Annotated in this window: 27 protein-coding genes; 4 read left to right on the plus strand and 23 right to left on the minus strand. The window is 27.2% G+C overall.

The window, feature by feature from the left end; all coding sequences use genetic code 11:
- Positions 1–4: 4 nt before the first annotated feature.
- Positions 5–1,231 carry a threonine ammonia-lyase gene (gene ilvA / locus JFY71_RS02705; protein ID WP_243661512.1) on the minus strand — a complete coding sequence of 409 codons (1,227 nt, stop codon included), beginning with the start codon at positions 1,229–1,231 and terminating at the stop codon, positions 5–7.
- A 163-nt stretch (positions 1,232–1,394) separates the two neighbouring features.
- Here ilvA and JFY71_RS02710 point away from each other — a divergent pair, with 163 nt between their 5' ends.
- Complete coding sequence (locus JFY71_RS02710) at positions 1,395–1,640, plus strand: glutaredoxin family protein (protein ID WP_243661513.1); 246 nt, start codon at positions 1,395–1,397, stop codon at positions 1,638–1,640.
- 23 nt (positions 1,641–1,663) lie between these two features.
- The gene (locus tag JFY71_RS02715; RefSeq protein ID WP_243661514.1) at positions 1,664–1,906 is read left to right on the plus strand and encodes a glutaredoxin family protein; all 243 of its coding nucleotides are present in this window, start codon (positions 1,664–1,666) and stop codon (positions 1,904–1,906) included.
- A 464-nt stretch (positions 1,907–2,370) separates the two neighbouring features.
- Here the strand turns inward: JFY71_RS02715 and JFY71_RS02725 are convergent, their stop codons facing one another.
- The 3 genes from JFY71_RS02725 to hemZ form a co-directional block, all read right to left on the minus strand.
- On the minus strand, positions 2,371–3,951 hold the full coding sequence (locus tag JFY71_RS02725; protein WP_275955190.1) for a cell wall-binding repeat-containing protein: 1,581 nt from the start codon (positions 3,949–3,951) through the stop codon (positions 2,371–2,373).
- A 277-nt stretch (positions 3,952–4,228) separates the two neighbouring features.
- Positions 4,229–4,654, minus strand: coding sequence for a hypothetical protein (locus JFY71_RS02730; RefSeq protein WP_243661515.1), 426 nt, complete (start codon positions 4,652–4,654; stop codon positions 4,229–4,231).
- Entirely contained in the window at positions 4,647–6,080 is a 1,434-nt protein-coding gene (hemZ, locus tag JFY71_RS02735; RefSeq protein ID WP_243661516.1) for a coproporphyrinogen dehydrogenase HemZ, read from the minus strand. The genes JFY71_RS02730 and hemZ overlap by 8 nt, the downstream gene beginning before the upstream one ends.
- Positions 6,081–6,183: 103 nt before the next feature.
- Between hemZ and JFY71_RS02740 the strand changes: the two genes are divergently transcribed.
- A complete protein-coding gene (locus tag JFY71_RS02740) occupies positions 6,184–7,341 on the plus strand; it encodes a M20 family metallopeptidase (protein ID WP_243661517.1) in 1,158 nt (385 codons plus the stop codon).
- A 166-nt stretch (positions 7,342–7,507) separates the two neighbouring features.
- Here JFY71_RS02740 and JFY71_RS02745 read toward each other — a convergent pair whose 3' ends face one another.
- The 13 genes from JFY71_RS02745 to JFY71_RS02805 all read right to left on the minus strand — a co-directional run bounded on the left by JFY71_RS02745 (position 7,508) and on the right by JFY71_RS02805 (position 18,556).
- Positions 7,508–9,028, minus strand: coding sequence for an O-antigen ligase family protein (locus tag JFY71_RS02745; protein ID WP_243661518.1), 1,521 nt, complete (start codon positions 9,026–9,028; stop codon positions 7,508–7,510).
- Positions 9,029–9,035: 7 nt separating this feature from the next.
- A complete protein-coding gene (locus JFY71_RS02750; RefSeq protein WP_243661519.1) occupies positions 9,036–9,944 on the minus strand; it encodes a hypothetical protein in 909 nt (302 codons plus the stop codon).
- A gap of 133 nt (positions 9,945–10,077) precedes the next feature.
- Positions 10,078–10,776, minus strand: coding sequence for a pseudouridine synthase (locus tag JFY71_RS02755; protein ID WP_243661520.1), 699 nt, complete (start codon positions 10,774–10,776; stop codon positions 10,078–10,080).
- 13 nt (positions 10,777–10,789) lie between these two features.
- Positions 10,790–11,293 (minus strand): M15 family metallopeptidase, encoded by a 504-nt coding sequence (locus JFY71_RS02760; RefSeq protein ID WP_243661521.1) that lies wholly within the window; start codon positions 11,291–11,293, stop codon positions 10,790–10,792.
- A 108-nt stretch (positions 11,294–11,401) separates the two neighbouring features.
- A complete protein-coding gene (locus tag JFY71_RS02765) occupies positions 11,402–11,851 on the minus strand; it encodes an ASCH domain-containing protein (protein WP_243661522.1) in 450 nt (149 codons plus the stop codon).
- An 11-nt stretch (positions 11,852–11,862) separates the two neighbouring features.
- Positions 11,863–12,558, minus strand: coding sequence for a DMT family transporter (locus JFY71_RS02770; RefSeq protein WP_263457760.1), 696 nt, complete (start codon positions 12,556–12,558; stop codon positions 11,863–11,865).
- Complete coding sequence (locus tag JFY71_RS02775) at positions 12,554–12,781, minus strand: hypothetical protein (RefSeq protein ID WP_243661523.1); 228 nt, start codon at positions 12,779–12,781, stop codon at positions 12,554–12,556. The genes JFY71_RS02770 and JFY71_RS02775 overlap by 5 nt, the downstream gene beginning before the upstream one ends.
- Positions 12,782–13,227: 446 nt before the next feature.
- A complete protein-coding gene (locus JFY71_RS02780) occupies positions 13,228–14,145 on the minus strand; it encodes a DMT family transporter (protein ID WP_243661524.1) in 918 nt (305 codons plus the stop codon).
- A 236-nt stretch (positions 14,146–14,381) separates the two neighbouring features.
- The gene (locus JFY71_RS02785) at positions 14,382–16,067 is read right to left on the minus strand and encodes a DEAD/DEAH box helicase (RefSeq protein WP_243661525.1); all 1,686 of its coding nucleotides are present in this window, start codon (positions 16,065–16,067) and stop codon (positions 14,382–14,384) included.
- A gap of 121 nt (positions 16,068–16,188) precedes the next feature.
- A complete protein-coding gene (locus JFY71_RS02790) occupies positions 16,189–16,905 on the minus strand; it encodes an Ntn hydrolase family protein (RefSeq protein ID WP_243661526.1) in 717 nt (238 codons plus the stop codon).
- 21 nt (positions 16,906–16,926) lie between these two features.
- The gene (locus JFY71_RS02795) at positions 16,927–17,673 is read right to left on the minus strand and encodes a glycerophosphodiester phosphodiesterase (RefSeq protein ID WP_243661527.1); all 747 of its coding nucleotides are present in this window, start codon (positions 17,671–17,673) and stop codon (positions 16,927–16,929) included.
- 11 nt (positions 17,674–17,684) lie between these two features.
- Positions 17,685–18,248, minus strand: a complete 564-nt coding sequence (locus JFY71_RS02800) for a DNA-3-methyladenine glycosylase I (protein ID WP_243661528.1) — start codon at positions 18,246–18,248, stop codon at positions 17,685–17,687.
- Complete coding sequence (locus JFY71_RS02805) at positions 18,248–18,556, minus strand: DUF6506 family protein (RefSeq protein ID WP_243661529.1); 309 nt, start codon at positions 18,554–18,556, stop codon at positions 18,248–18,250. Before JFY71_RS02805 ends, JFY71_RS02800 begins: the two co-directional genes overlap by 1 nt.
- A gap of 200 nt (positions 18,557–18,756) precedes the next feature.
- On the opposite strand from JFY71_RS02805, the gene JFY71_RS02810 reads away from it, so the two are divergent.
- Positions 18,757–19,041, plus strand: coding sequence for a DUF1294 domain-containing protein (locus tag JFY71_RS02810; RefSeq protein WP_243661530.1), 285 nt, complete (start codon positions 18,757–18,759; stop codon positions 19,039–19,041).
- Here the strand turns inward: JFY71_RS02810 and JFY71_RS02815 are convergent.
- The 6 genes from JFY71_RS02815 to JFY71_RS02840 form a co-directional block, all read right to left on the minus strand.
- Positions 19,022–20,371: an aldehyde dehydrogenase family protein gene (locus JFY71_RS02815; protein ID WP_243661531.1), complete on the minus strand. Its 1,350-nt coding sequence runs from the start codon at positions 20,369–20,371 to the stop codon at positions 19,022–19,024. The two genes, JFY71_RS02810 and JFY71_RS02815, sit on opposite strands and share 20 nt — an antisense overlap.
- Positions 20,372–20,494: 123 nt before the next feature.
- The gene (locus JFY71_RS02820) at positions 20,495–22,621 is read right to left on the minus strand and encodes a cell wall-binding repeat-containing protein (RefSeq protein ID WP_243661532.1); all 2,127 of its coding nucleotides are present in this window, start codon (positions 22,619–22,621) and stop codon (positions 20,495–20,497) included.
- 302 nt (positions 22,622–22,923) lie between these two features.
- On the minus strand, positions 22,924–23,688 hold the full coding sequence (locus JFY71_RS02825) for an EFR1 family ferrodoxin (RefSeq protein WP_243661533.1): 765 nt from the start codon (positions 23,686–23,688) through the stop codon (positions 22,924–22,926).
- A gap of 77 nt (positions 23,689–23,765) precedes the next feature.
- Complete coding sequence (locus JFY71_RS02830; RefSeq protein ID WP_243661534.1) at positions 23,766–24,638, minus strand: SH3 domain-containing protein; 873 nt, start codon at positions 24,636–24,638, stop codon at positions 23,766–23,768.
- A gap of 199 nt (positions 24,639–24,837) precedes the next feature.
- Entirely contained in the window at positions 24,838–25,602 is a 765-nt protein-coding gene (locus tag JFY71_RS02835) for an ABC transporter permease (RefSeq protein ID WP_243661535.1), read from the minus strand.
- Positions 25,602–26,474: an ATP-binding cassette domain-containing protein gene (locus JFY71_RS02840; protein WP_243661536.1), complete on the minus strand. Its 873-nt coding sequence runs from the start codon at positions 26,472–26,474 to the stop codon at positions 25,602–25,604. Before JFY71_RS02840 ends, JFY71_RS02835 begins: the two co-directional genes overlap by 1 nt.
- Between the last annotated feature and the right edge of the window lie 45 nt (positions 26,475–26,519).

Consider the following 26,519-nt stretch of genomic DNA (forward strand, 5'->3'; position numbering starts at 1 on the left):
CCCCCTAGCTGGTTCTTTTTACTTTATATCCTTCGTTGTAAAGCCTTTCTATTATTTTGTTTATATGATCATGACCATTAGCTTCAACTTGAACCTGTAAAACAACATCTGTTAGTCTATCTGCTGTTTTAAATTGGTCATGGGATACTTCTACAACGTTGGCACTCATTTCAGCTAAAATTCTTGCAATATTCAAAAGTTCTCCCGGTCTGTCCGGTAATAATACAGTAAAACCAAATAGTCTACCTTTAGATATAAGACCTTTTTGAACCATAGTTGAAATAGTAACCATATCTATATTACCACCACTAATTACACATGCAACCTTTTTATTCCAAACTTTGAGTTTTTTTGCAGCAGCAACAGACATAGCTCCTGAAGATTCAGCCATTAATTTATGGGTTTCCATTATTTCTATAAAACTTTCCATTATTTCATAATCGGATACTGAAATTATTTCATCAACATAATTTCTAACTAATTCGTATGTTATTTTCCCCGGTTCTTTAACTGCAACACCATCTGCAATTGTATCAACATTGTCTAAACAGGTAATATGTCCATCTTCTATTGAGCAAGTCATAGACTTAGCACCTTCCGGCTCAACTCCAATTATTTTTATATTAGGATTAATTTGTTTTGCAGCAACTGCAATTCCTGAAATTAATCCACCTCCACCAATTGGAACGATTATTATATCCATATCCGGTTGTTCTTTAAGTATTTCCAGAGAAATAGTACCTTGTCCTTCAATAACATCTAAATCATCAAAGGGATGTACAAATTCCAAATTTTTCTCTTTAGCAATTTCTTCCGCTTTGTGAAAAGCCTCATCAAAATTAGTACCATATAATAATACATCTACTCCGTATTTTCTTGTTCCTTCAACTTTAATTAAGGGAGTTGTAGAAGGCATTACTATAGTTGCACTTGCTCCTGCCTCTTTTGCAGAATAAGCCACTCCTTGAGCATGATTTCCCGCTGAAGCGGAGATTAATCCCTTAGTTTTTTGTTCTTCGGTCATTTTGGAAATTTTATTATATGCTCCCCTTATTTTAAATGCACCTGTAACTTGTAAGTTTTCAGGTTTTAAGTAAATTTCATTACCAAAAATATTTGAAAAAGCATCGCTATATATTAATCTTGTAGGATTTGTTTTATTCTTTAGCCTTTCTTTAGCTCCTTTAAAATCCAATTGTTCTACCCATCTATCTAAATTTTCACAGGTCATTTTTTCCTCCAACTTTCTTTTCTTAAATAACCATTATATCATTTTTCTTTACTTATTTAAACCATTAACTATAATTATATTAAAAGTTTTATATATTAATATTGAATAATTTATTTTAATATGGGTATTTATCAATTATGGCATAAAAGGGGTGAAAAAAAATATGACAAAATTAGAATTATTTTATAAAGATGTTTGTCCTTATTGTCAAAAGGTTTTTAGATTTATTGATAAATATAATTTAAGGGACAAAATCACATTTACAAATATAAGCTCTAATCCTGCTGATAAGGATAGATTAATAGAAGTTGGCGGCTCTGTACAAGTGCCTTGTTTATTTATCGATGACAAACCTATGTATGAGTCAAGTGATATTATTGAATATTTAAAAAATAATTTAGTAAAATAGTTTTTCTAAAGAGGAGATTTATAATGGCAAAATTAGAATTATACTATATGAGTACTTGTCCCTTCTCTAAAAAAGTTTTAAATTATATTGAAGAAAATAAAATTGAAGACAAAATCATTTTTAAAGATATTAATTTAAATGATTATGATAAGGAAACTTTAGAAAAAGTTACGGGAAAAGTTCAGGTGCCTTGTATATTCATTGATGGAAAACCAATGTTTGAATCAGATGGAATAATTAATTATTTAAAAGAAAATATAATTTAAGTAAGCTTATAATAGAAAAATAGACATAAATACATGTCTATTTTTTATATTATAAATAAAAAATTTAATTTTATGTTTAAAATATTTATACTGGGTATATATTAAATACAAATTATAATTTTATTTATGACGTACCAACTAAAAATTAAAAATATAAATTAAGTAGTGGTTTTGTATGAGATGTCATATTTAATCTAAAGACATAATTTATATTCTATTTATAAAATTATAATTTAAAAATAGATAATCTAAGGTTATTATAAATAACAAAAGATTAGATAATAAAGAATTAAAAATAAAAAAGAAGGGAAATGATAATTATGATGGAGCCTAAAACAGATCGTTGGTATAGTCATACTTAAAAGAGATTCTAGCTTATAAAAGTTATAGAATCTCTTTTTTGTTTCCTAAATTTAATAAAAAAATTATAAAAAATCCTAGTAGGAATTCTACTAGGATTTAAATTAATCTAATATATATAATTTTACTGTTTTTCTACCCCATTCGTAACATCTACTAACTGAATCAAAGTGTACATCAATTTTATTTCCCTTAATTGCTCCACCTGTATCTCCAGCTACAGCGTAACCATATCCTTCAACATAAACCTTAGTTCCTAAAGGAATTACATTTCTATCAACTGCTATGACATTTGGGTTTTGACTTAAGTCAATTCCTGATGCTGTCTTGTTTGATAGACCAGCTTCATTTCTACTATAAGCTGTTGCAGTAACGCTCATTACTTTTGAATAAGAAAAGTCTTGGCTACCACCGTTTACATTTGATTCTTCTTTTACAGTTTCTTTTGGAGCTTCTTTAGCTATTTCAGTAGCTGAAAGGTATTTTGAACTTACGTATGCTGTTTTGCCATTGTAGTCAAATTTTAGCCAACCATCTTCTTCAACACCTGTAACTTTATCTCCTTTTGAAAATGTACCAATTATTGAATGTCCTGTTCCCGCTCCAGTTCTAATATTTAAACTTTGTGTAACCCAAGCAGTTTTTTCTGTTCCTTGGTTAATATTGTAAACTACATTTCCGCTAAGATCTTTTATAGCTAATTCTAATTGGTCATTATTTAATAAAGTTCTAACAAATTGTTTCATATATGAATATGAAACTGTTTCAGTTGAAACTGTATAAAGATTTTCTATTCCTTTAATATTTCCAACTTTTTCACTTACACTGGAATTATCAACTAATACTACTGGAGCTTCTAAACTTGAAGCTAAAGATGATGCCAAAATAGAATCTTGGTAATTTTCTCCATTAGCTAACACTAATGTATTAAATGAACCGTATCTTTCACTTATCTTTAAAGAAGTTTCATGTCTATTAGAACCAGCTATTGTATTGTTTTTTATATCTTCAATGTTTTTATCAGCTAATTTATATACTTCTTCTTTTGTGTTTTGTGGAAGTGAACCTTCTCCACCAACAAAGTATATGTTAGAGTCTTTGTTTTCTTTAATATATTCTTTTGTTACTTCTGGAACAGTATTAGTATCTACTAAGATAATATTCATATCATTTTTTACTGCCAATGAAGTTGCTGCTAAAGAATCCGCTAAAGCATTACCGTTAGTAATTATAATGTCTCTATTGTCCTTTAGTTTGTCTGCTATTTTAACAGCTGTCTCATATCTATCAGAGCCAGATATTCTTCCTTTGTAGTTATTTAACTTTGAAACTACAGATTCAGGAATAATTTGTTCCCCACCAACAGCATAAACATTTTTTGCTTCATTTACTATTGCTAAAGAACTTTCAGATAATTTTCCATTTTCTAAAAATACTATAGCTCCATTATTTTCTCCTGATAAAACTCCTCCTGGAATTCCATCTATTAATTCTTCTGAACTTAATATATAAACATTTTCTGCTTTTTTCTCATTAAATCTAGCTACCTGACTAACTGTACTTGATAAGCTACTATTGTTAATACTTACTGCATTAAAACCTTCATTTGCTAAACTAGGAGTTAATGAAGAAAATATTACAGAGCCTATAACTAATCCGGAAACTAATTTCTTTTTTATACTCAAAATATTTCTCCTTAATCTTTATTACAAATTTTTGTAACCTTTTTGTAACTATTTCTATTACGCTAATTATTTTAGCCTATAGAAAAAATAGTGTCAATTTAAAGTTGAATATTTTTGAGTTTTTTAGCAAAAAATGTGGATTTTTCATATTTAAAATTAGAATATTTAATTTTTGTAACTTTTTTGTAACCTATGACCTCTTTAAGACTGTATTTTCCAATGATTAAAATCCTTATAAAAAATAGGTAAATTTATTCAAATAATTAAGCGTGTTTTGTTACTTTTTTGTAACATTCCGGCTCTTTAACTCTCTATTTAAGTCGTAAACATATCTATTTAATATCTTTTCAAGATTTAAAAACAATACACTTGAAATAATTGTAGACAGATTATTCATTTTATTTTCCTGGTAAATTCTTACATTAGTAGTATTTTTATCTATTTCATTAAAATCCACTTCGAATTTTCCATCAATTAATCTATTATTAAATTTTAATTTATATTTTTTATTTTCTATTTTTTCTTCTATAGTATAATGTGTTTTTAAATCATTTATATTAATTTCTTCAAATTCCTTTTCATTGATTTTTTTAAAGCTTTTAATATCATTTCTCCATATAATATTTTCCCTATTTGTAATTATTTCCCAAACTTGTTCTATTGGATATTGGAACTTTGAATTGACTTCTGCTTTTTTAATCATATGCTTCTCCTATTAACTCAATTTTTTTCAAAATCAATTTATCTATATTTTCTAAATAATCCCTCATATTCATATAGTTTCTGTGGTTTAAAATCATATTGTTTTCCTTTATTATTTTAGAGCTTGCTCCCATACCTATACCTATAATATTTTCAACTTCTTCCATCATAGTAATATTATAGATACATTCTTTTCCCTTTTTAGAAAAACCTATATTCTCCATATTTCCCAAAATCTGTTTTTGCCTGTATAAGTAATACGGAATAAAATCATTTTTATTAGCAAAGTCCACTGCCATATTCATCATGTTTAAAACATTGTTTTTTTCATCTTCTAAATTTAGGGATTTTTCACTTATTTTAGATCCTTTTTTCACCGCTAGTGTATGAATGGTTAAATTTTCAGGTGATAGGTCCTTTATTATTTCTAAAGTATTTTTAAAATCAGTTAAGTTTTCTCTTGGTAATCCTATTATTAAATCCATATTTATAGAATCGAAATTCAATTCCCTTGCTTCATAATATCTTTTAATAAGTTCATTATTATTTTGTTTTCTTCCAATTAATTTTAAAGTATCCGATTTAAAAGTTTGGGGATTTAATGAAATCCTAGTTGTATTTTCTTCCTTTAATAGTTTTAGTTTTTCAGAGGACAAAGTATCTTCCCTTCCGGCTTCAACTGTAAATTCAATTGGATTTTTAAAATTTTCATTTATATAGGATAGAAGATATTTTAAATTGTCTTCATTTAAAGTAGTAGGTGTTCCTCCCCCTATATATATAGTAGAAAGATTAAAATCTCTTAAATATTTTTTAAGACTGTTCATTTCATCTACTATGGTTTTTAAATATCTGGGAACTAAATCCTTATGTTTTTCAATTTTCAAAGTAGAAAAACTACAATAATCACATCTTGTTGGACAAAATGGAATATTTATATAAAGACTATAACTATTCTTTTTTAGTCTACTAATATAGGTTTCTTGAATAGTAGAAATAGAAGTAATCAAATCGATTTTATTTTCCTTCAAAAGCATCTTATCCTTTAAAATCTTTTCTGAATATTCCCTTCCATATTTATTTATTAAACTCCTTGCAACCTTCACCGGTCTTATTCCTGTTAAAACACCCCAATCGCTTGAAATATTTAATTTTTCTTCAAAAAACCTTAACATTTCTCCCTTTATAAGCATTTTTTCTTTAAAATATTCATCAGTTGTCTGTTTAATGTTTTTTATTTTTTTATTGTACTCAATTTCATTATTTAGATAATATTTAATTTCTAAATCTCCATTAATAATAATAATTAAAATATTATCCAAGTAGTTTACATCATCAACAAATTCAAAATTCCCTTGTCCTATTAAAGTTCTTATTAACTCAAATATTTCATATTTATAATTTAAATCATTTAAATATATTTTCATTTATTCCTCTTCATTTCAATAATTAAGTAAAAATAATTATATCATAGTTAAATTGTATTGACCGTATTCTTATAATATACTATTTATGAAAGGTAGTGGTTAAATGTCTAATAATTATTCTAATTATGAAGAAGAATTACTTAATTTATTACAAAAAGCTGTACGCATAAAGAGTATAAATCCTCCAGGAAACGAATTGGAAATGTGTAATTTAGTCTATGATTATATGACAAAATTAAATATTGAAACTTATAAAATTGAAGTAGAGGAAAACAGATACGATATAATTTCTATTTTAAGAAGCGAATCAAAAAATCCGGGAATTATTTTTACCGGACACATGGATGTTGTGCCTGTTAGTGAAGATGAATCTACTAGATGGGAGGTAGCTCCTTTTTCCGGAATAATTAAAGACGGTTTCCTATATGGCCGAGGTGCTTCAGATATGAAGTCAGGTCTTTGTTCAATTATGGTTGCAATGAGATATATAAAAGAAAATAATATTCCTATTAACAGAGACATAGCTCTTGTTGCAACAGTTGATGAAGAGGACAGCATGAAGGGATCAAAAGCATTAGTTGGTCACCGATTATTAGAAAACTTTAGGGAAGTTGTAGTTTGTGAACCTACAAATATGGAAATTTGCAACGTTGGCAGAGGAAGAACCTATGGAGTAATTGATATAAAGGGTAAAACAGGTCACGGTTCTCAATTAAGTGTAGATAAAAACGCTATACTTATAGCTAATAAAATAATTAATAAAATGGGTGAAACTGATTTATCCGATAAAGCTCATGAAATTTATGGTTCTAGCTTTTGGCAGCCATTGGCAATTCATGCATCTGTTGACCCTTGGGTAGTACCGGATGATTGTGAATTAAAAATTGATGCTCGCCTTGTACCAAATCATTTTTCCGATGACATTTGGCATAGAATCGATAAAATACTTACAGAAGTAAAAACAGAGGTTCCAAGTATGCAAGCAAATATTACAATTTTAGACAAAAGAGAGCCTTGGATTACCGATGAAAATACAGAGCTTATGCAAAATATAAAAAATATATATGAAAGTTTAGATTATGAATTTATTACCCAAGACTTTAAAGGAACAACAGATGGCACCATCCTTAGAAAAGACGGACGGGATGTAGTTATAGTTGGTCCGGGTTTACTTTCCGGTGTACACAAAGAAAATGAAAAAGTCTTAATAAAAAACCTCTTTAAAGCCTTAAGACTTTATACGGAACTTATGCAAAAATAACAAGCTTTTACTTATAATTTTTTATTTTTATTTATTTAAATCAAATGCTTTTTATCAAAAAGAAACCTTTTGATTAATCTTATTTAAATCAAAAGGTTTCTTTTTTCTACTATTTTTAAACTGACTTACTATTTGAATATTTTTTCTTTAGTATATCTTCACTAGTTTAAGGTTCTTCATCATCGACTATAATCTTATCTTCTTTTATTAAATCTTCATCATCAAGTTTACTATTATCAATATAATCATTTGAAATCTCATCTTTTTTTACAATTTTCACTCTACTGGAGTTAAAAGCAGTAATTAAAAGAATTAATAATACCCATACGTAACTATTTCCTAAAAAGCCATATCTTGAATCGACAAATAAGTCTGCTAAAATTACTAGGGACATTAAAAATATAAAAAATGCATCTGTTAAGGATTTTTTTCCTAGGTTAAATAACAATTTTAAAAATACTATTAACGATACTATCGTCAATAGAAGAAGTACCGCTCCTCCTGTTAAAAGTTCAGTTAATAAAAAATTATGTGGATGACTTGTATTATCCGATGTTATTTGTCCATATTCTTTATCCCTTAATAGCTTATTCTCCGGTTCGTTGTAAATATCTACCTGTGCAGAGGCTCCCCCTCCAATTATTTTATTGACCATAGGGTATTCCATATAGGAATCTATTGCCATTCCCCAAAGAAACTCCCGTTTATCAAAGGCTTTTTCGTCGTATAATATTTCTTCTACATCCCTATTTACCCTTATTCCCTGACTATCTTTATTTTCTGTAAGCTCAACTACCATTTCTGTAGTTAAGTAATTATAACTATAAGTTACAAAAACACTACCTACATATGCTATTGCTACTGTTAAAAATAAAAGCAATAGGGAAAGTATATATTTAAAAACTAGTTTTGATTTCTTTATATTTTCTTTAAATATCTTTTTGAAATTATCGTATATAGCATATAAAAGAAACATAATTACAATCACGCCTAATAGTAAGGAGCTTCTTCTTGACGCTATTAAATATATTGTTGAAGCCCCTACTATAATTGTAAAGATTAATAAAACATTTCTTACGTGTAAATTTTTTATATTTCTAAAAATCAAAAATACCAATGCAACAAAACTAAATAACAAAAGTACACCAAAATCATTGTAGTCCCTTAATAATGACAATCTTCTACTATAATAGGTCCTTTTGAAAATCAATAAATATATCCATGTGTAAGGAATAATAACTATAGATGGTAAGGATAAAAATTTTAATAGTGTATTTAATTTATCCCCAACACTTTCTCTATTTAAATAAAGTAAATACAAAAATAATAAAAGTAGCATATAGGCTATATTTTCATACTTAATAATTGCTATTTCCATATTTTTAGTATAGTAAAAACTCAATATTCCAAAAATTACATATAAAATGATTAATATAAATAAAAAACCTATTTCTTTTAATTGATTTCTTGCTGCATAAAAGATATTTTTACTCATATTTATAGGATTAATTATAAAAGCCAATAGAAATATTGCAGAAGCTAGTATTATACCTATTTTAAATGAACTGTATTCATCTAATATTTTTAATCCAACACCTAGTTCAGAAATTAGTAAAGATATTGTAATTAAAAGGATACTAGAAAATAAATAATAATATTTATCATTGTCTAAAATAGTTCTTTTCATAGTAGCCTCAATTCTCTTCTACAAATTCCGGAATTTCTATATCCGTTATTAAATTTAACTGTCCAAAATCTCTACTTAAATTTATACTATATTCTACACCATCTTTTTCTAAATCAATGGTAATATATGCTTTTTGCAATTGTAAATAAAGACTAGTTACAGAAAAGCTGACAAAGAAATATTTCCTGTCCCACTCTGTATTTAATATACTGTCATAGGTTAATATATCTGATTTTCTTAAATAATCTTCAAGATTAAAAATTTTAAAATAATCCTTTACTTCTTCAAAATTAAAGTTACTTAGCTCTTTTGTAAAAAAATAGTTTTCATCTAGTTCTTTATATTCTACATCATCGGATTTTTCAATTAAGTCCTTAGTAAAATAATAATAACTAGACATATTAAAATAATTTTCATCTGTTGAGACAAATGGTTTTAATGAAATTTTACTCTCTTTGTCCTCAACAACATTATCCTTAGATATTTCTGTTTTTCCATCCTTGAAATAAATATAATCCTGTGATTTTCCACTATCATTTTTATACACACTTCTTAGCAAATACTCCTTAGGAGTATTATCATCAACTCTTATATTATAATAATTCGTATTTTCATAATAACCCAATAGGTTAGAATAATTATCTGTCTCTTCTTCTGGTTTCTCTCTTTTTAGTGCTTTTTTAAAACCGTGGAGAAACTCTTGTCTTTTATTTGTTTTATTTTCAGGTTTATTTTCAACCTTATTTATTAGAATTAAAAATGAATCCTTTTGATTATAATTGGTAACTCCCTTAGTATTACTATCTACTCTATAAAATAAATCAGCTTTATCTAAGCCGGTATTAGGTCTAGTAACTCTTATACCTAATATTAAAATCAAAGCACAAATCACCAATGCTACTGTATATTTTTTCACAGTGCCCCCTTTAATTTCTTAACTAATAAACTGTCTATAATTAAATAATATCATTATATGGTATATTTTTCAGCTTAAAACAAAAAATAACTACTATTAATATCTTTTTAAAATATATTACTAGTAGTTACTATTAAAGTTTAATTTCTTCCTCTCTTAACTCAATGTATTCTCCCGGCTCTAAATCCATAGGTAGTTCAAAATATCCCATCTTTATCCTTTTTAAGTAAATAACTCTATTTCCGACTTCTTCAAACATTCTTTTTACTTGATGAAATTTCCCTTCATATATTGTTAATTCACAAGTTTTTTCTGTTAATACTTTAAACTCTGCTGGTTTTGTAACAATATTTTCAGGCATGAGTTTTATTCCCTTTTTAAATATCTTTTCATAATCATCTTCTATTTTTCTTGCTAATTCAACATAATAGGTTTTTGGTACATTTTTTTTTGGAGATGTTAATTCATGATTAAATTTTCCATCATTACTAAGTAAAAGCAACCCTTCTGTATCAATATCCAGTCTTCCAATTGGAGCTGGCAGGAAACTTTTATGATAATCATCTAATAAATCCAAAACTGTTTCATGATATGAATCCTCTGTTGCAGAAATATAACCTTTAGGCTTATTCATTAATAAATATATAAATTGTCTATATTCAATTGTTTCATCCTTGTATTTTACTATATCTTCTTCAGTATCAACCAGTTTTCCACTATTTTTTTCTATAACATTATTTACCTTAATCAAACCTTTTTTTGCATTTTTTTTAATTTCACTACGGCTACCATAGCCCATATTTGAAATTAATTTATCTAATCTTATTTTCATCTTAACCTCTATTTTAATTTTGAAAATGTCCTTTGTCTTGATAGTCGGTCCAGAAATATCCTGCTTCTAATCCAACGGATTCTCCTATTTCTGCACATCTTTTAAAAAATTCATCATCACCAAATTCATTTCCTTTTTCATTTTTAGCAATATCAAAAGCTTTTCTTCTTGTATGATAACTACTTCTTGTCCAAGTTACAATATTATTGTCGTTTGCTCTGCCTTGCGCATATAAAAAATCCTGTCTTTCTTGAGTTCTATAGGTTTCAATAATTATAACCGGAAGTCCTTCCTGCTGGCAAAGACTTAGAAACTCTTGACATTTTTCACGAGTTTCTTCTTCTAGTTCATTAATATCTTTTATAATTGGATAATCCTCTTCATTATGGGACATATTATTATAATAGCTTAAATCATTGAAAACTCCCCTATTTCTTCCAAATATTATTTTAGCCATAAGAAGCATAATAAATATTATAATAATTCCACCAAAAATATAAGGTCTATATTTTTTCATATAATTCACCTCATATTTAGTATATATTAAAAATCCACCTATTATTCTTGAATTTTATTACAACATTTCAACAAAATATAATATTTATCTAGATTGAATTCTCTTATCTTATTGATTTTTTATACTATACATCAATTTAAACTCTTCAAAAACCACCAATATGTCCTCTGAAAATTTCTCTCCAAGCTTATTTAGCTCACCTATGAAAAATTCCCTATGAACTTTTTTCCAGTAATTTAAAGATTTGTCCCCTTCTCCTTCTTTAAATGCATGTTCTTTTCTAATTTCCTTAAATGGTATTATTTCAACCTTTGTATTTTTTACAATACAAATAGCCTTTCCTTTTGAGTTTAAAATAATACTGTATTCTCCTTCTTTGGGAATTGATTCATTAGTAAATTCATATAGTCTATATAAAGACGAAGTTCCTGTTTTTTCTCCACTTAAAACCAATTCTAAAAGTTTATCTGGGCTAGTTCCAAATGCCCAAGTATCATATTTTTCTCCAATATCCTTATTTAACTTTTTATATTCTTTCCACAATTTTTCAGAAGTCATAATTACCAATCCTATTCCTTTTTCATATTTAATACAAATATTCCAACAACCACTAATATCAATCCTATTACTATATTAATTGTAAATTTCTCACCTGGAATAAAAGTAGCAGAAAGAATAGAACCAAATATTGGTATAAACAACATATATATGGAAACCTCTCCAGCCTTATTGTATTTTAACACTCCATACCATAAGGTAAAGGCTGTTGCAGATAAAAATCCACTATATAAAAGCAGCATTATACCTTTTACATTCCAAACTAAAGTTGATTTCATTCCAAGCTTTCCAAGTAATATCAACAAAATTGAGCCTATTATCATCTGAAAACAAGTTGCAACAACAGCATTGGTGCTATTGCCCTTTGCCCTCATGTAAACATGTCCTATACTACTAAAAAATGCTGCTAAGAATAAAAACCCCTCACCTGTCAGCTTAAAATTAAAATCAAAATCCGAACCTATATTGGTTACTATAATTCCTGTAAATCCTATTATAATTGCTGCTACTTTGTTTTTATTTAGTTTATCATCCTTAAAAACAATTGCTGAAATTAATACAATTAAAAAAGTAGCTGAAGATTGTAAAATTGCTGACTTCATGCCTGAAGTATTTCCAACTCCAATATAGTAAAAAATATACTGTAAGGTTATTTGAAATAAAGCTAAAGTAATTAAAAATTTATAGTTTAACTTTTTGTAATCAATTTTTTTCTTTTACAAATAAGCCTATATATAGGACTACAAATAAACCTGACAGAAAAAATCTTAAACCAGCAAAATATATTTTTGCAAAGTAATCCTCTTGAGGTATTTTAAAAACATCGTAGCTAATTTTTAATGCCGGAAAAGCTGAACCCCATAAAAACATTGCAAATAATATAATTGGAATATAAAATTTTTTCTCTGTAAATAATCTTTTTACTTTCATCTACTACCTTCTTTCTTTTAAAAATTCATCTTTAACTTTTTAATACTTACTTAAATCTTAACCATTAATAAAAAAAGATGGATTTCTTCAATAGTTTGCACTAAATTAAGTTGCATCTTCAAAATATCTTGTATTTTCTTGGTTTTTTAATGAACTCTCTTTTGAACATCCCGTAAGCATAAGTAGCAATATTATACAAATAAATCCATATTTAAATTTCATATAATCCTCCTAAGATTATCTATATTATATTCTAATCGATAAGGAAGAAAACACCAAGAATCCCACTATTTTCTTTCTTGCTTATATTATTTTTCATATTGCTAATCTATACTTTTGTAAATAACAAATATTTACAAAATAAAAAACATCAGACAGCAATAACTATCTGATGTAAACATAAGCTATTTGTTTTTCAAGTTTAAATCACATCTCAAATTGATTTTTTATTTTCTTTCCCATCTCATATTTAATACAAACATTCCAATAACTACCAATATTAAACCTATTATAATATTAATGGTAATTCTTTCTCCCGGTAAAAATAAAGCCGATAATATTGTTCCAAATATTGGAATAAATAATCTATAAACCGATACTTCCCCTGCTTTATTGTATTTTAAAATAGAATACCAAAGTACAAAGGCTGCCGATGATAAAAATCCACTATATATAAATAACAAGATACCTTTTCCTGTCCATATTAAATCTGTAGAAGTTCCAATTCTTCCTACTAATATTAATATTGACGCTCCTATTAACATTTGTCCTGACGTTGCCACAACCGGGTTCATACTCTTTCCGGCAGCTTTTACATAGATTTGACCAATACTTCCAAATAATGTTGCTATTAGTAAAAATCCTTCACCTGTCAATGTAAAATTAAAATCAAAACCTGATGAAATATTTGTAATTATAATTCCTAAAAATCCTATTACTATTGACGCTATTTTATTTTTGTTAATCTTATCATCTTTAAATAGCATTGAAGCAAATAATACTATGAAGAAGGTTGATGCCGATTGAATAATGGCAGACTTCATACCTGAAGTATTTCCAACACCTATATAATAAAAGGTGTATTGAAAGGTAATTTGTATTAATCCAAGTATGGCTAAAAATTTATAGTCTAATTTTTTAAAATTAATCTTTTCCTTTAAAAAAATCTTTCCAAATATTGTTACCATAACACCAGATAAGAAAAATCTTAATCCTGCAAAATATATTTTAGCAAAATAATCCCCCTGCGGTATTCCAAATTCTATATAGCTTAATTTAATAATGGGAAAAGCTGAACCCCATAAAAACATACAGAATAATATTATTGGAATATAAAATTTTTTCTCTTTAAATAATCTATCCATATATATCCTCCAACTAATAATTTTTTATAATTGCTCCATAAATACCATACCCATATTTTCCTACATAGAACTAATATTATTTATTATATTTTAATCCTATTAATCAATATTTTTTGGCTTATTGGTATTTATAAAACAAATTTTGATAATCATTATATCTACTCTATCACTAAACAAATTTATTAAAAAGTGCTGGCATCAAAAAAGATCAAGAAGTTATCCTCTTGATCTTAATATTATATTTTTTTATTAGCTTTTTCTACAGATACTTTAGATCCTTTTATATGCTTGTTGTTAAGTTTCTTAACAACTTTATCAGCTACTTTATTGTCTACATCTACAAATGTAAATTTATCGTAAATATCTATATCTCCAACTTCTTTTGCTGCAATTCCTGCATCATTACATAAAGCCGAAAGTATATGCTTTTGAGATACACCTTTTCTTTTTCCTGTATTAAGGAAGAGTCTTGTAGAATTTTTTAATTTTCTATTTGGTTTTCTTTCTGTTCTTCCATCTTTTCCACGACGATCTCTTCTGTCTCTTCTATCGTCTTTTCTTCCCTTATCTCTGCCAAAGGAAGCTTTTTTATTGTTATCGACACTGTCTATTTCTTGATGTCCTTCTAAGCGATTATCTCTCATATATAGTTTCAATAATGCTGCTGCTATATGATTTGAACTATAATCTTCGCCTTCTAAAAGACCTATAATTTCAATTTGTTTTTCTAAATTTCCACCATCAAGAATTTTTCTAAGCTTTTCTATAATTTTAGATGATTGTTTTGCCTCAATATCCTTTAATGTAGGTAAGGCCCTTCTTTCTATAGAAGTTTTAGTGTACTTTTCAATTTCTCTTAACATACTATAATCTCTGTTTGTTACAAAACTTATAGCTGTACCTTCTCTACCAGCCCTGGCTGTTCTTCCAATTCTATGAACATAATATTCATTGTCCTGTGGCATGTCGTAGTTAACAACTAAGTCTACATCATCAACATCAATGCCTCTTGCTGCTACGTCTGTTGCTACTAAAATATCTATAGTACCTTTTCTGAACTTATTCATTACAACATCTCTTTGTACCTGCTTTAAATCACCATGTAATCCGTCAGCAAAGTAACCTCTACCTTGTAACTCTCCTGTAAGTTCATCTACCATTTTTTTAGTATTACAAAATACTACAGTTAATTTTGGATTATAAATATCTAAGATTCTAGATAATACTTCTATTTTTATATTATTCTTTAATTCATAATAAAATTGAGTTACCTTAGGTACTGTTAATTCCTTATTAACTACTTTTACGATTTTAGGTTCATTTTGAAATTTTTTCGCAAATTTCATAATATTTTTATCCATTGTTGCTGAAAAGAACAATGATTGTCTATGATCAGATACACTACCTAATACTAGTTCTATATCTTCTCTAAATCCCATATCAAACATTTCATCGGCTTCGTCTAATACAAATATATTAACATTGTCCAATTTTAATGTTTTTCTTTTTATATGATCTATCACTCTACCAGGTGTTCCTATAACTACTTGAACTCCCTTTTTTAACGCTCTTAATTGTCTTTCAATTGGTTGCCCACCATATATAGGCAATACTTTCAAATCTTTCTTATATTTCGCTAATTTTGAAATTTCTTCAGATACTTGAATACATAATTCTCTTGTTGGACAAAGTACAATTGCTTGAACTTTATTTAATTTCGAATCAACTTTTTCGACAATAGGAATCCCAAAAGCGGCTGTTTTTCCTGTTCCTGTTTGAGCTTGACCAATTACGTCTTCTCCTTCCATCAAATAAGGTATAGCTTGAGCTTGTATTGGAGAGAATTCTTCAAATCCCATGTCGGAAACAGCTTTCATTACCTCTTTTGATAGGTTAAAATCTTCAATTTTCTTTTCTGTCATTAAGTATTTTTTACCTCTTTCTATTTTTTGTCCTCGTATAATATATCACTAATAATGGCTAAATACAAATGAATATGCATTTTATTTTAAAAAACATAAAAAAAGAAGGTATTTTTACCTTCTAATATAATTCTTTTTTAGAAATCCAAATTTCTTCATCTGGCTTTATACCCAGTACATCAATGTTTCCACCAACTGTTTTTACAACATTTGTAAATCTCATTGTTTTAATTGTAATATCTATGGCAAATCTACAAAAATCTATTGCATCTTGTAGATTAAAAAATTGAAATGGAATATCCAATTGAGGAAAAACAAATTTACTATTACCACTTACTTCTGTTTCGTTAAATAATTTAGAAAAATAAATAGTTTCACCATCCCATGTAGCTCCTGCTATTTCCTTCCCAAAATCCTCTCTTTTACCTGTTGCTAAGTTAAATCTAACTATTTTCCTATTAAACTCCTTATCGTAACCGGCTACATGGAAAGTCGTATCTAAATTATTATTGAATTTATCAAAATACTTAATAATTTTCTCAACAACAATGTCTACATTATCCTCTTCATAAATTTCTTCATTGATTATTTTTTCCACATGTCCGGAAATTGGTTCAGCAACATTGCTTTCAAAGTTCACAATTGCAGCTGTTCCGCAAGTGCTAATTCCTATTCCATTTTTTGTAAGAAATAATTTATTAACATTGTCACTTAGATTTATTCCAACATTGTTTATTATTTCATCATTTTGTCCTTTACTGGTATTATTGTATGTTATACGACTATCTGAGGCCATAACAATACCTTCATTACAGTAAGTTGTTATAATAAATGACATTATTCCTCCTAATTAAAAATTTTACTTGTTGTTATATTCTTTTCTAAGAATCAAAGCCTCTTTAGGATAATCAGTTATAATTGAATCTAAATTTCTTTTAAAACAATAGGTCATATCCTCCTTATTATTCACAGTCCAAGGCCTTATTTTTTTAGTAATAAATTTTATAATTTCATCTTTGCTTTTTAGCTTTTTAATATTGGGATGTAATCCTTCAAAAATATCACTATTTTTAAATCTTATCATATTTCGGCTTTCTAAATCTATATTTTTTATTAGCCAGGCTTTTTTTGACTTTTTGTCAAATCTGTTAATCTTAATAAGGGATTTTATATTAAAACTGGAATATATATAGGAAAAAGATAGTTCTTGAGATTTTAAAAATTTAGCTAATTTTCTTTCAATTCCCCAATATCTTATTTTATCTGTTTTTATTTCAATATTTAAAACTCCCTTAAACTCCATTTCATTTAATAAATTAACAACCTCAGCTAATGTTGGAATTTTTTCGTTTTTATAGATAGGATTAAACCAACTACCGGCGTCTAATTTCTTTATCTCCTTTAAAAACATTTTTTTAATAGCACCGGTGCCATCTGTTGTCCTGTCAACAGTTTCATCATGAATTACTATTAGTTCTTTGTCTTTACTTAAATGTACATCTATTTCTACGCCATCAGATCCAATTTCTACCGCTTCCTTTATTGAAGCCAATGTATTTTCCGGATGAGTTCCTTTACTTCCTCTATGAGCAAATATTAATGTCATATTCTCTCCTATTACCTATTCTTGCGACAATAAATTAAATGATCATCAATTATTCCAATTGCTTGTAAATAAGAGTAAATTATTACCTCACCTACAAAAGTAAAACCTCTCTTTTTTAAATCCTTGCTTATGCTTTTTGAAAGGTCTGAACTTGAAGGAATACTTGTAGTATCAGTCCATTGATTTATAACTTGCTTTCCATTAGTAAAACTCCAAATATATTTATCAAAAGTACCAAATTCCTCCTGCACTTCTAAAAATCTTATTGCATTATTTATTGCCGATTCAATTTTTCTTCTATTTCTTATAATTCCCTTATTCTTTAAAAGTTCTTCCTTCTTCTTAATATCATATTTTGCTACTTTACTAGGCTCAAAATTATCAAAAGCCTTCTTATATTCATTTCTTTTCTTCAAAATAATTGACCAACTAAGTCCAGCTTGAGCACCTTCTAGTATTAACATTTCAAAAAGATACCTATCATCATGATTGGGAATACCCCATTCATTATCGTGGTATTCCCTTTCAATTTTAGAATTTTCTGCCCAATCACATATTCGATTTTCTTTTGACATTATTTTTTCTTTCCAAATGTATAAAATTCATCTACTAAGGGCTTCATATCCTCATCAGTAACAACATAGCTTATTCCTACTTTGTGCTCTGTTAATTCAATTAACTCTCTAGCCTTTTCTTTACCAAATGCACCGCATAGTTCAAAATCTTCTACACCTTCCTCAACAAATTTTAAAACATATTCTTTAGCCTCATTAAAATCTCTTACAGTTTGTACAATAGTTTTAAAATTTTTACTTCCAAACTCTATTCTATCTGTTTCCGGATTATAAATTTTCCCCATTATTAGTGTAACGGATTTTTTCATTCTATACCTCTCTTTCAAAACCATCTTTTTGAAATTAAACTTTCTTAAATTAGTTATAAAAATATTAATACAATTTTAATAACCTTCAACTTATATTACTTATACCCTTATCTACTATAAAATTTTTTTACTTTAAATAATTATGGTATACTCCTATAATAAGATTTATTCACTAAATTTATTATTAACAAGGAGTAAATATGCAATTTATTAAATTAATTTATAGCTATTTTGTATTAATAAATATATTAACATTTGTTTTTTATGGAGTAGATAAATATAAAGCTACTAAAAACCAATACAGAATATCTGAATTTTTCCTTCTATTATTAGTAGTAATTGGAGGTTTTTTAGGCAGTGCTTTTGGAATGCTCTTATTTAAACATAAACTATCTAAAAAGAAATTTATTATAACTATAATTATAGCTACAATATTCTATATATTATTAATTGGTGCTTATGTTTTTAACCTAAAACCTTTTTAATAATTTTAAACTTTTTTTCTGTATAAGGTGGATATCTTAAAAAATTTGATAATCCACTTTTAGATACAACGACTCCCGTTTCATGGGTAAAAGTATCAACACTGTATTTTCCATGATAATTACCTAGTCCACTTCCTCCAACTCCACCAAAAGGCAGTTTAATTTCAGACACATGTACTATAACATCATTTATACAACCACCACCAAAGTTTAAATAATTTACTATTTTTTTTACATTTTCATTCTTATTACTAAAAATATATAAAGCTAGAGGACTTGGTTTAGTTTTAACCTTTTCAATTATATCACTAAGATTTTCATATTCAATAATCGGTAAAATAGGACCAAATATTTCATCTCTCATAATTTCATCATCAAAACTTGCATTAGTTAAAATAGTTGGCATGAAGGCTCTGTCCTCAATATTAAATTCTCCACCATAAATATCATTTCTTCCTTTAATTAATGAAGATAATTGTTCTACTTTTTCCTCTGTAATTATTTTCGTTAAATTCTCCCTGTTATTATAATTTAAATTAATTTCTTTTTTGAAAAAATCAATAAACTCTTCCCTTTTTTTCTTGTGTATAAAAACATAGTCCGGTGCTACACAGGTTTGACCTGCATTTAAAAACTTACCCCATGCAATTTTTTTAACAGCATCTTTTATTTTAGCCGTTTCATCAACTATACATGGACTTTTCCCTCCTAGTTCTAAAACAACCGGAGCTAAATTTTCTGCTGCCTTTTTATATATAATTCCCCCTACTTTTCTGCTACCGGTAAAAAAATAAAAATCATACCTTTCATCTAGAATTTCATTATGAGAATAATCATCAGCAAAATATAGCACCTCATTTGGAAGTACCTTGGTAATTTCTTTAATAATGTTGTTAGTTTGAGGAACTTTTCTAGAAGTTTTTAATATAACTGTATTTCCTGCAGCTATAGCACCTATTGTAGGAATTATTGCAAGTTGAAAAGGATAATTCCATGGTGATTGTACTAAAACTTGTCCAAAAGGCTTTTTTAATACTATTCCCCTACCCGGTAAAATATTTAAAGAAGTTCCTGTGTTTTTTATAGTAATTAATTTATGTAAATTATTTATTAAATATTCTAGTTCACCAATAACAACTTGATATTCTGTTAAAAAACTCTCATAATTATGTTTACCTAAATCCTCTTTTATTGCACCTAAAATTTCACCTTTAGAATTTTTTATTTTATCTCTTAACTCTTTTAAAAAATCTATTCTTTTATTAACACTTAATAAATTTCCGGAGTTGTAGAAATCTCTTTGTGATTTTACTATTTCTGATAAACTCATTTTACACCTCTTTATATAATTACCCTTATAATAGAATAATATTTTCACCTCATTAATAACACAAAAAAAGATAATACTTTTTAAAATATATCAAAAAATATTATCTTTTTCTAATCTATTTAATTATCTGTTACCAAGTATATAATTCATAACAACTTCCGGCAAATTGTTACTTCTAGATAATAATATTGGATAACCATTTTTCGCTGCATATGGTGCACCAACTATAGCATCTGAGAATACTTCTCCACTTGCTATTACTATGTGCTGTGTTTTTCCATATACTTGTTCTGCTATTAATACTGATGTTTCATACCTGTCAGAACCTGCTACTCTATTTACTTCGGTTAATTCCTTAACTTCTTTTTCTACCTTATTTGATACTGAATTACTTCCTCCACCAATTGTTACTTCGGTTAATTCCCAATCTTTTATTGCTTTTTCTATATTTTCCGGTAATTGACTTGGTTTTGTTAACAATATTGGCATATCTTGTTCAACTGCCATAGATGTCATTGCTATAGCATCTGGGAAATTTGTTCCATCTACTAATATTGCTTCTGACTTACTATCAGTTAAGTTTCTAACTTGATTTCCTACAAGTATAGCTGTGTCATATCTATCAGAACCACCAATTCTCTTTAAAGTATAGCTAGATAATTCTTCCTCTACTTTCTTAGATACAGAAGAGTTTCCACCTATTATTATTACTTTAGTTGCTCCAAGTCTATTTATTTCAGCTTTTACTTCTGCCGGAATAGAATCTTTTCTTGTTAGCATTATTGGTGCATCTAGTTTATTTGCAAGTACTGTTGCTGTTAATTCATCTGTATATTTTTCTCCACTTGCTAGTAATACTATATTAGAGCTATCATATTCTCTTGATACCTCTACAGATGTTTCATAACGATCCTTTCCAGACAATCTATATTGTACAAAGTCCATTAATTGACTTTTTACTCTTTCAGTTAAAGTATCTCTACCACCTACTAAGGTTATTTCCTTAATTATTTCTACAGGCCTTGCTGGTTTATTTGGTTCTGTTGGTTTTGGTGCATCTACTTCTTTTTTTATTGAAAGTTCTAACGCCTTATTATATTCTCTTTCTTCATAATGCATATATGACTTTTGTCCATCGTCATCTTTGTAAATATTAGAAGTATATAAATATGGTGTTAGTATTATTTTGTCTCCAGTAGAATTTAAACAATCTGTAAAATCTAAAGGTAAGGTAATTTCTGTTATAAATTCTAAACTCTCATTAGGATTTATCATTTTTGATAAAACACTCTTATTTCCCAATTTTTCCGGTAATTCAAATATTATATCAGGTTTACCAACTGTCATCGTCGGATTTTTTATAATTTCCTTTTCACCAAAATCCAATCCGGAAACTAACCTTGTATTAGGTAGATTTTTACTGGTATTTTTAATTTCCACTTTTAACTTGATTTTTTCTCCAGGTTCATAACTTTCTTTTGGCTCCAATACTGTTAAAGAAATATCTGATGATTCCAAATATAAAAAATTAATTGGATAATCCTTTTGATGTCTTTCAACTCCTCCATTTAATTGTAAATCATTTGTGTACCATTCCGCTTTGCCTTGTAATGTTATATATGGATTTACCATTAATTCATCCAAAATATTATAAGTAAAATTTACTGTTCCTTTATGAGATAATCTATTTATATACTCACCATAATCTGGTTTTCCTTTATCATTTAATAATTCAAAATAAATATTAAAAAAATTAATTTTATTCCAGTTGCTTTTTTCTTTTTCTAATTCTTTTTGAATATTTTCTCTTTTAATAATGAAATTTTGTTCTTCATTAGGTTTATATATTTTATCTTCTACACCTATACCTACAAAAGAATTATTTAACATCATTCTTCCTGATAGCTTCACACCTTTGTTTATCCAATTATTATCCTTATATTTTTCCACAGTTATCTCAGGAACTTCAATTTTTTTCAATTGCTGAGCATTATATTTTCCATTTTCAAAACTATTTACTTGTATGCGGTAATCCATGCCTATACCTGTTTTTATATTTTCAAATCCAAAATTATCTATTTGAAAAGTTACTTCCTGCCCTATCCTTGGTACAAAATTAGATGGTGTTATAGTAATTTCTGTTGGTTCTTTTGGTAAACTATTATCTGCCTTGGCAACACCACTACTATTAATTAATATTGCTAAAATAAATATTAATGATAGTATTTTTCTTCCCTTTTTATTTTTCATGTCCCTCTCCTCTCAATATATAGTTAAAATTATTTAAGTACCTATAGATATTATCAGAGAGATTTTTAAGTTTCAATCAAGTATATTAATAATATTAAATTTATTATATATATTTTTTTATATATATTTACCATAATTTATTTAAATAATTTAATATATTATTTTTAAAACAAATGATTTGAATTTTGTAATTCTTGTTAATTGTTTTTCAATTTAATTACCACAACTATTAGAAATCTTCACAAAAAAACCGACTAGCAATCATTAGTTTCCACTAAATTTTGATAGTCGGTATATGTTTTTTAAATAAATATTTCCGGTTCTTTTCTTTCTGCATTATCTGTTTTAAATTTTTCATAGGCCATATTATATTGTTCCATATGATAGTTTCTTGAACCCGTTGGACAATTATAAATACAAGCAGTACAATTAATACATTTGCTTTCATTAGTTTCTTTAGGGTTTTCTATTGAAATAGCTTCTACTGGACAAATCTTTACACAGTTTCCACAGTTTATACATAGGTCATCTCCAGTTGGCATTAAGGCTTTTTTGTTTTCATCTTTATATGGTCTATTTCCTTTTATTTTAAGTTCATTAAATTCCAAACTCTCTAATTTATTTTTACATTTATTAGCAAAGTCCTTTAATTTAATTTCATCTTTTTCATCCGGTCTATTGTTTGCTACTTCCGGAAAGATTGAATGTCTTGTAATAAAGGCTGCTGCTCCTAGAATTTTAAACCCTTGTTCTTTTAAAATATCTGTTAGTTCCAGTAATGCGTCATCATATTCCCTATTTCCATAAGCGACAAGAGCAATAGCAGGTGTATCATTTCCTTTGAATTTTTTTAATTTACTTATGCATATTTCAGGAATTCTACCGGCATAAACAGGCATTGTTACAACCAATAGTTCCTCTTTTCCAAGATTTTGCTCCTTAACTTCTTCCTTTAATAAAAAATCAAATGTTTTAATATCTCCTTTAAAATTACCTACAAATATTTGGGATAATTTCCTTGTCCTCCCACTTGGACTAAAGTATATTTCTCTTATATTTTTATTCATAATTCCCCCCTGTAATTACTTAATTTAAAATAAAAAAGCTCTTTATGATAATACTTATATCATAAAAAGCTATTTTGTTATAATGAATAATCTAAATTCCTACTTGAAATCCAACCGTCATAGGAATTTCCTGTAACTGAACTGGTTATAATAGCCCTACACCAAGTTCTTCCAATGTCTTCAACTATATCATAAATATATACAGAAGAGCCTTGGGAAACATAGGTTATAATAGACGAATTTATACTTGGACCTGAACGAATATTGGCTTTGTTGCTAGTAACATAATATACGCTCCTATAGTCCGGGTTTGCTGCTAGATTTTGTTTGCTTATCCTAGCTGCTTCCTTCATTAATTCCTCTAATTCAGCCTTTGCTAAGGCTAATTCTTCCTTTTCTTTTTGCTCTTGCTGTTCTTTTTCTTCCTCTTCTTTATTTTTAGCTATTTTTTCTTTATAAGATACTATTGTTTCTTCATCTAAAACATCTTTATATTCTGCTAATTTACTTTCAGCCTTTTCAAAATCCAAATCTTCTATAGTAGAGTCTATTTCAGATATATATATTTCCTTAATACTTTTAATTCTGTCTTTTGCAGCCTTGTAATTGTCCTTATCTTTTTCTATAACTTCAGAATAAGATAGAATTGCCTTGCTGTAATTACTGTTTTTATATTGTTTTTCCCCCTCTTGAAAGCTTTCATCAGATTTTTTTAATTTTTTAGCTAAATCCAATTTTTCAATATATTCAACATCATCTTTTTTAAGTATAAGTTTATTATAAGTAGTAATAGCATTCTCATAATCACCTATCTCTATGTACTTTTCAGCTGTCTTTTCCAATTTGCTAATTTTAATATGTTTTTGAGCAAAAACAAATATAATAGCACCAATAATAATAACAGCTATTAGAACAATGCCTAATATTATTTTTTTATTATTTTTTTCCATACTTCCTCCCATATAGGATAATTATATTAAATAAGCTTCATTCTTTCAAATTTAAAATCTAAATTCTAGCCTTAAATAAAATTATACTACTTAATTAAGTTTTATAGGTTTTTATAAATAAAAAATAAGCGAATATAAACTAATCTTCGCCTATTTTCATATGGTTTTTTACAAATATTTTATTATATTATTAAATTCTTTATTTTCTCCTTCTTCTTAAATAAAAACTTATTAATAATACTGTTGTAGATAGTGCTGCAAAAAATATCATAGATTGAATAAATGGTACAAAATTGTAGCTTTCTCCTAGCCAAACTTTATGAAAATCCTGTGCTATGTAGTAATAGGGAATTGAATGGGCTATATTTTGTAAAAACCTAGGAAAAATGTTTGGTTGCAATCCCATAAGACCGGCTAGAGTTTGAGTTAAGAAAAAAACCGTCATACTAACTGCAAAAGTTGGTCCAAATTTTTGAAATATATTTGCAATGCCATGACTAAGTAAAAAAATAATAATTGCTAATAAATATACTGAAATAAAATAGATTATTGCCCCGCTAATTGTTGGAGTTTTAATTTCAATTAACATAAACATGGCTATGGAATAAATAAAAAATCCTAATATTAAAATAATAAATTGTGATATTAATTTTCCTAATATAATGGTTTTTTCAGAAAAACCAAATAACTTTAACCTTAAGATTGTTTTTTCAGATAATTCCAAACTAAAGTTTGCCCCATAACCAATAAGAATTATTGCATTACAAATAATTAATGGCATACCTGTATACAAGATAGTACCAAAGGTTGAATGTATTTCTTTCGGCATATCCTTAATTCCACCTATATAGATTAAATATCCCATAAAAATTGGAAATACTATACCAAAGAACAATTGCATAAAATTACTAATGGAGTTTCTTAATTCATATTTTATTAAATTAATCGATAAGCCCTTTTCCATTACTGTAAACTCCTTTTCTTAAAATCCTCTTTTGCATTAATCGATAAAAGTTCAATGTCTTTACTTGTTCTTTTAAAATCGATGTTTTGGTTAATTAATAAATCTATTACTTCCTTTTCTTCTTCTTTGTTATTGGTGCTAATAGCTATGGAATGTTCCGGCGAAAGAATTTTGGTAAAATTATTTATAATTTTCCTATTTTCCTCATTGTTTTCCAAGATAATTAAATTATTACCACAGTATTTTTTAAATAATTTTTCAGTATAATCAAAGGCTACAACTTTACCCTCATCTAATATTAAAAGCTTGTCTACCAGGTTTTCCAGTTCATCATAATAATGGGAAACCATACAAATGGTAGTGTCCTTATGCCTATACCATCGCTCTATTTTCTCCACTAATCTTTCCCTTGTTACAAAATCAAGTCCTGTTGTAACCTCATCAAAAAACACTAAGGGCACATCCTGATACATAACCAAAATCAAGGTTAGCCTTTGTTTTTGTCCTCCTGAAAGATTTTGAAATCTCTTATTTAAACTTTCTTTGAATTCAAAAAAATCAATTAATTCCAACAGCTTTTTATTTTTACTTAATTTTGTATTACAAATCATCTCTATAATATATTTTATTTTCATAGTATTTACATAGTTGTTAAATTGAAGATGAACCGCCATTTGACTATGGGAAATATCTGTGTCAATAATACCTTTAAAGGGTGCTAGGCCTAAAATCGCATTTACTAATGTAGTTTTGCCGGCTCCATTTGAACCTATAATTCCAATTCTTTCTCGCTTGTTAATTACTATTTCCTCATCTATAGAAAGCACTGTCTTATTTTTATAAGTTACAGACATATTTTTTATTTTTATCATATTATTTCCTCCCTATTAATATAATAAATTAACCATATGTATTTC

This window comes from Miniphocaeibacter halophilus (assembly GCF_016458825.1).
Lineage (GTDB): Bacteria > Bacillota > Clostridia > Tissierellales > Peptoniphilaceae > Miniphocaeibacter > Miniphocaeibacter halophilus.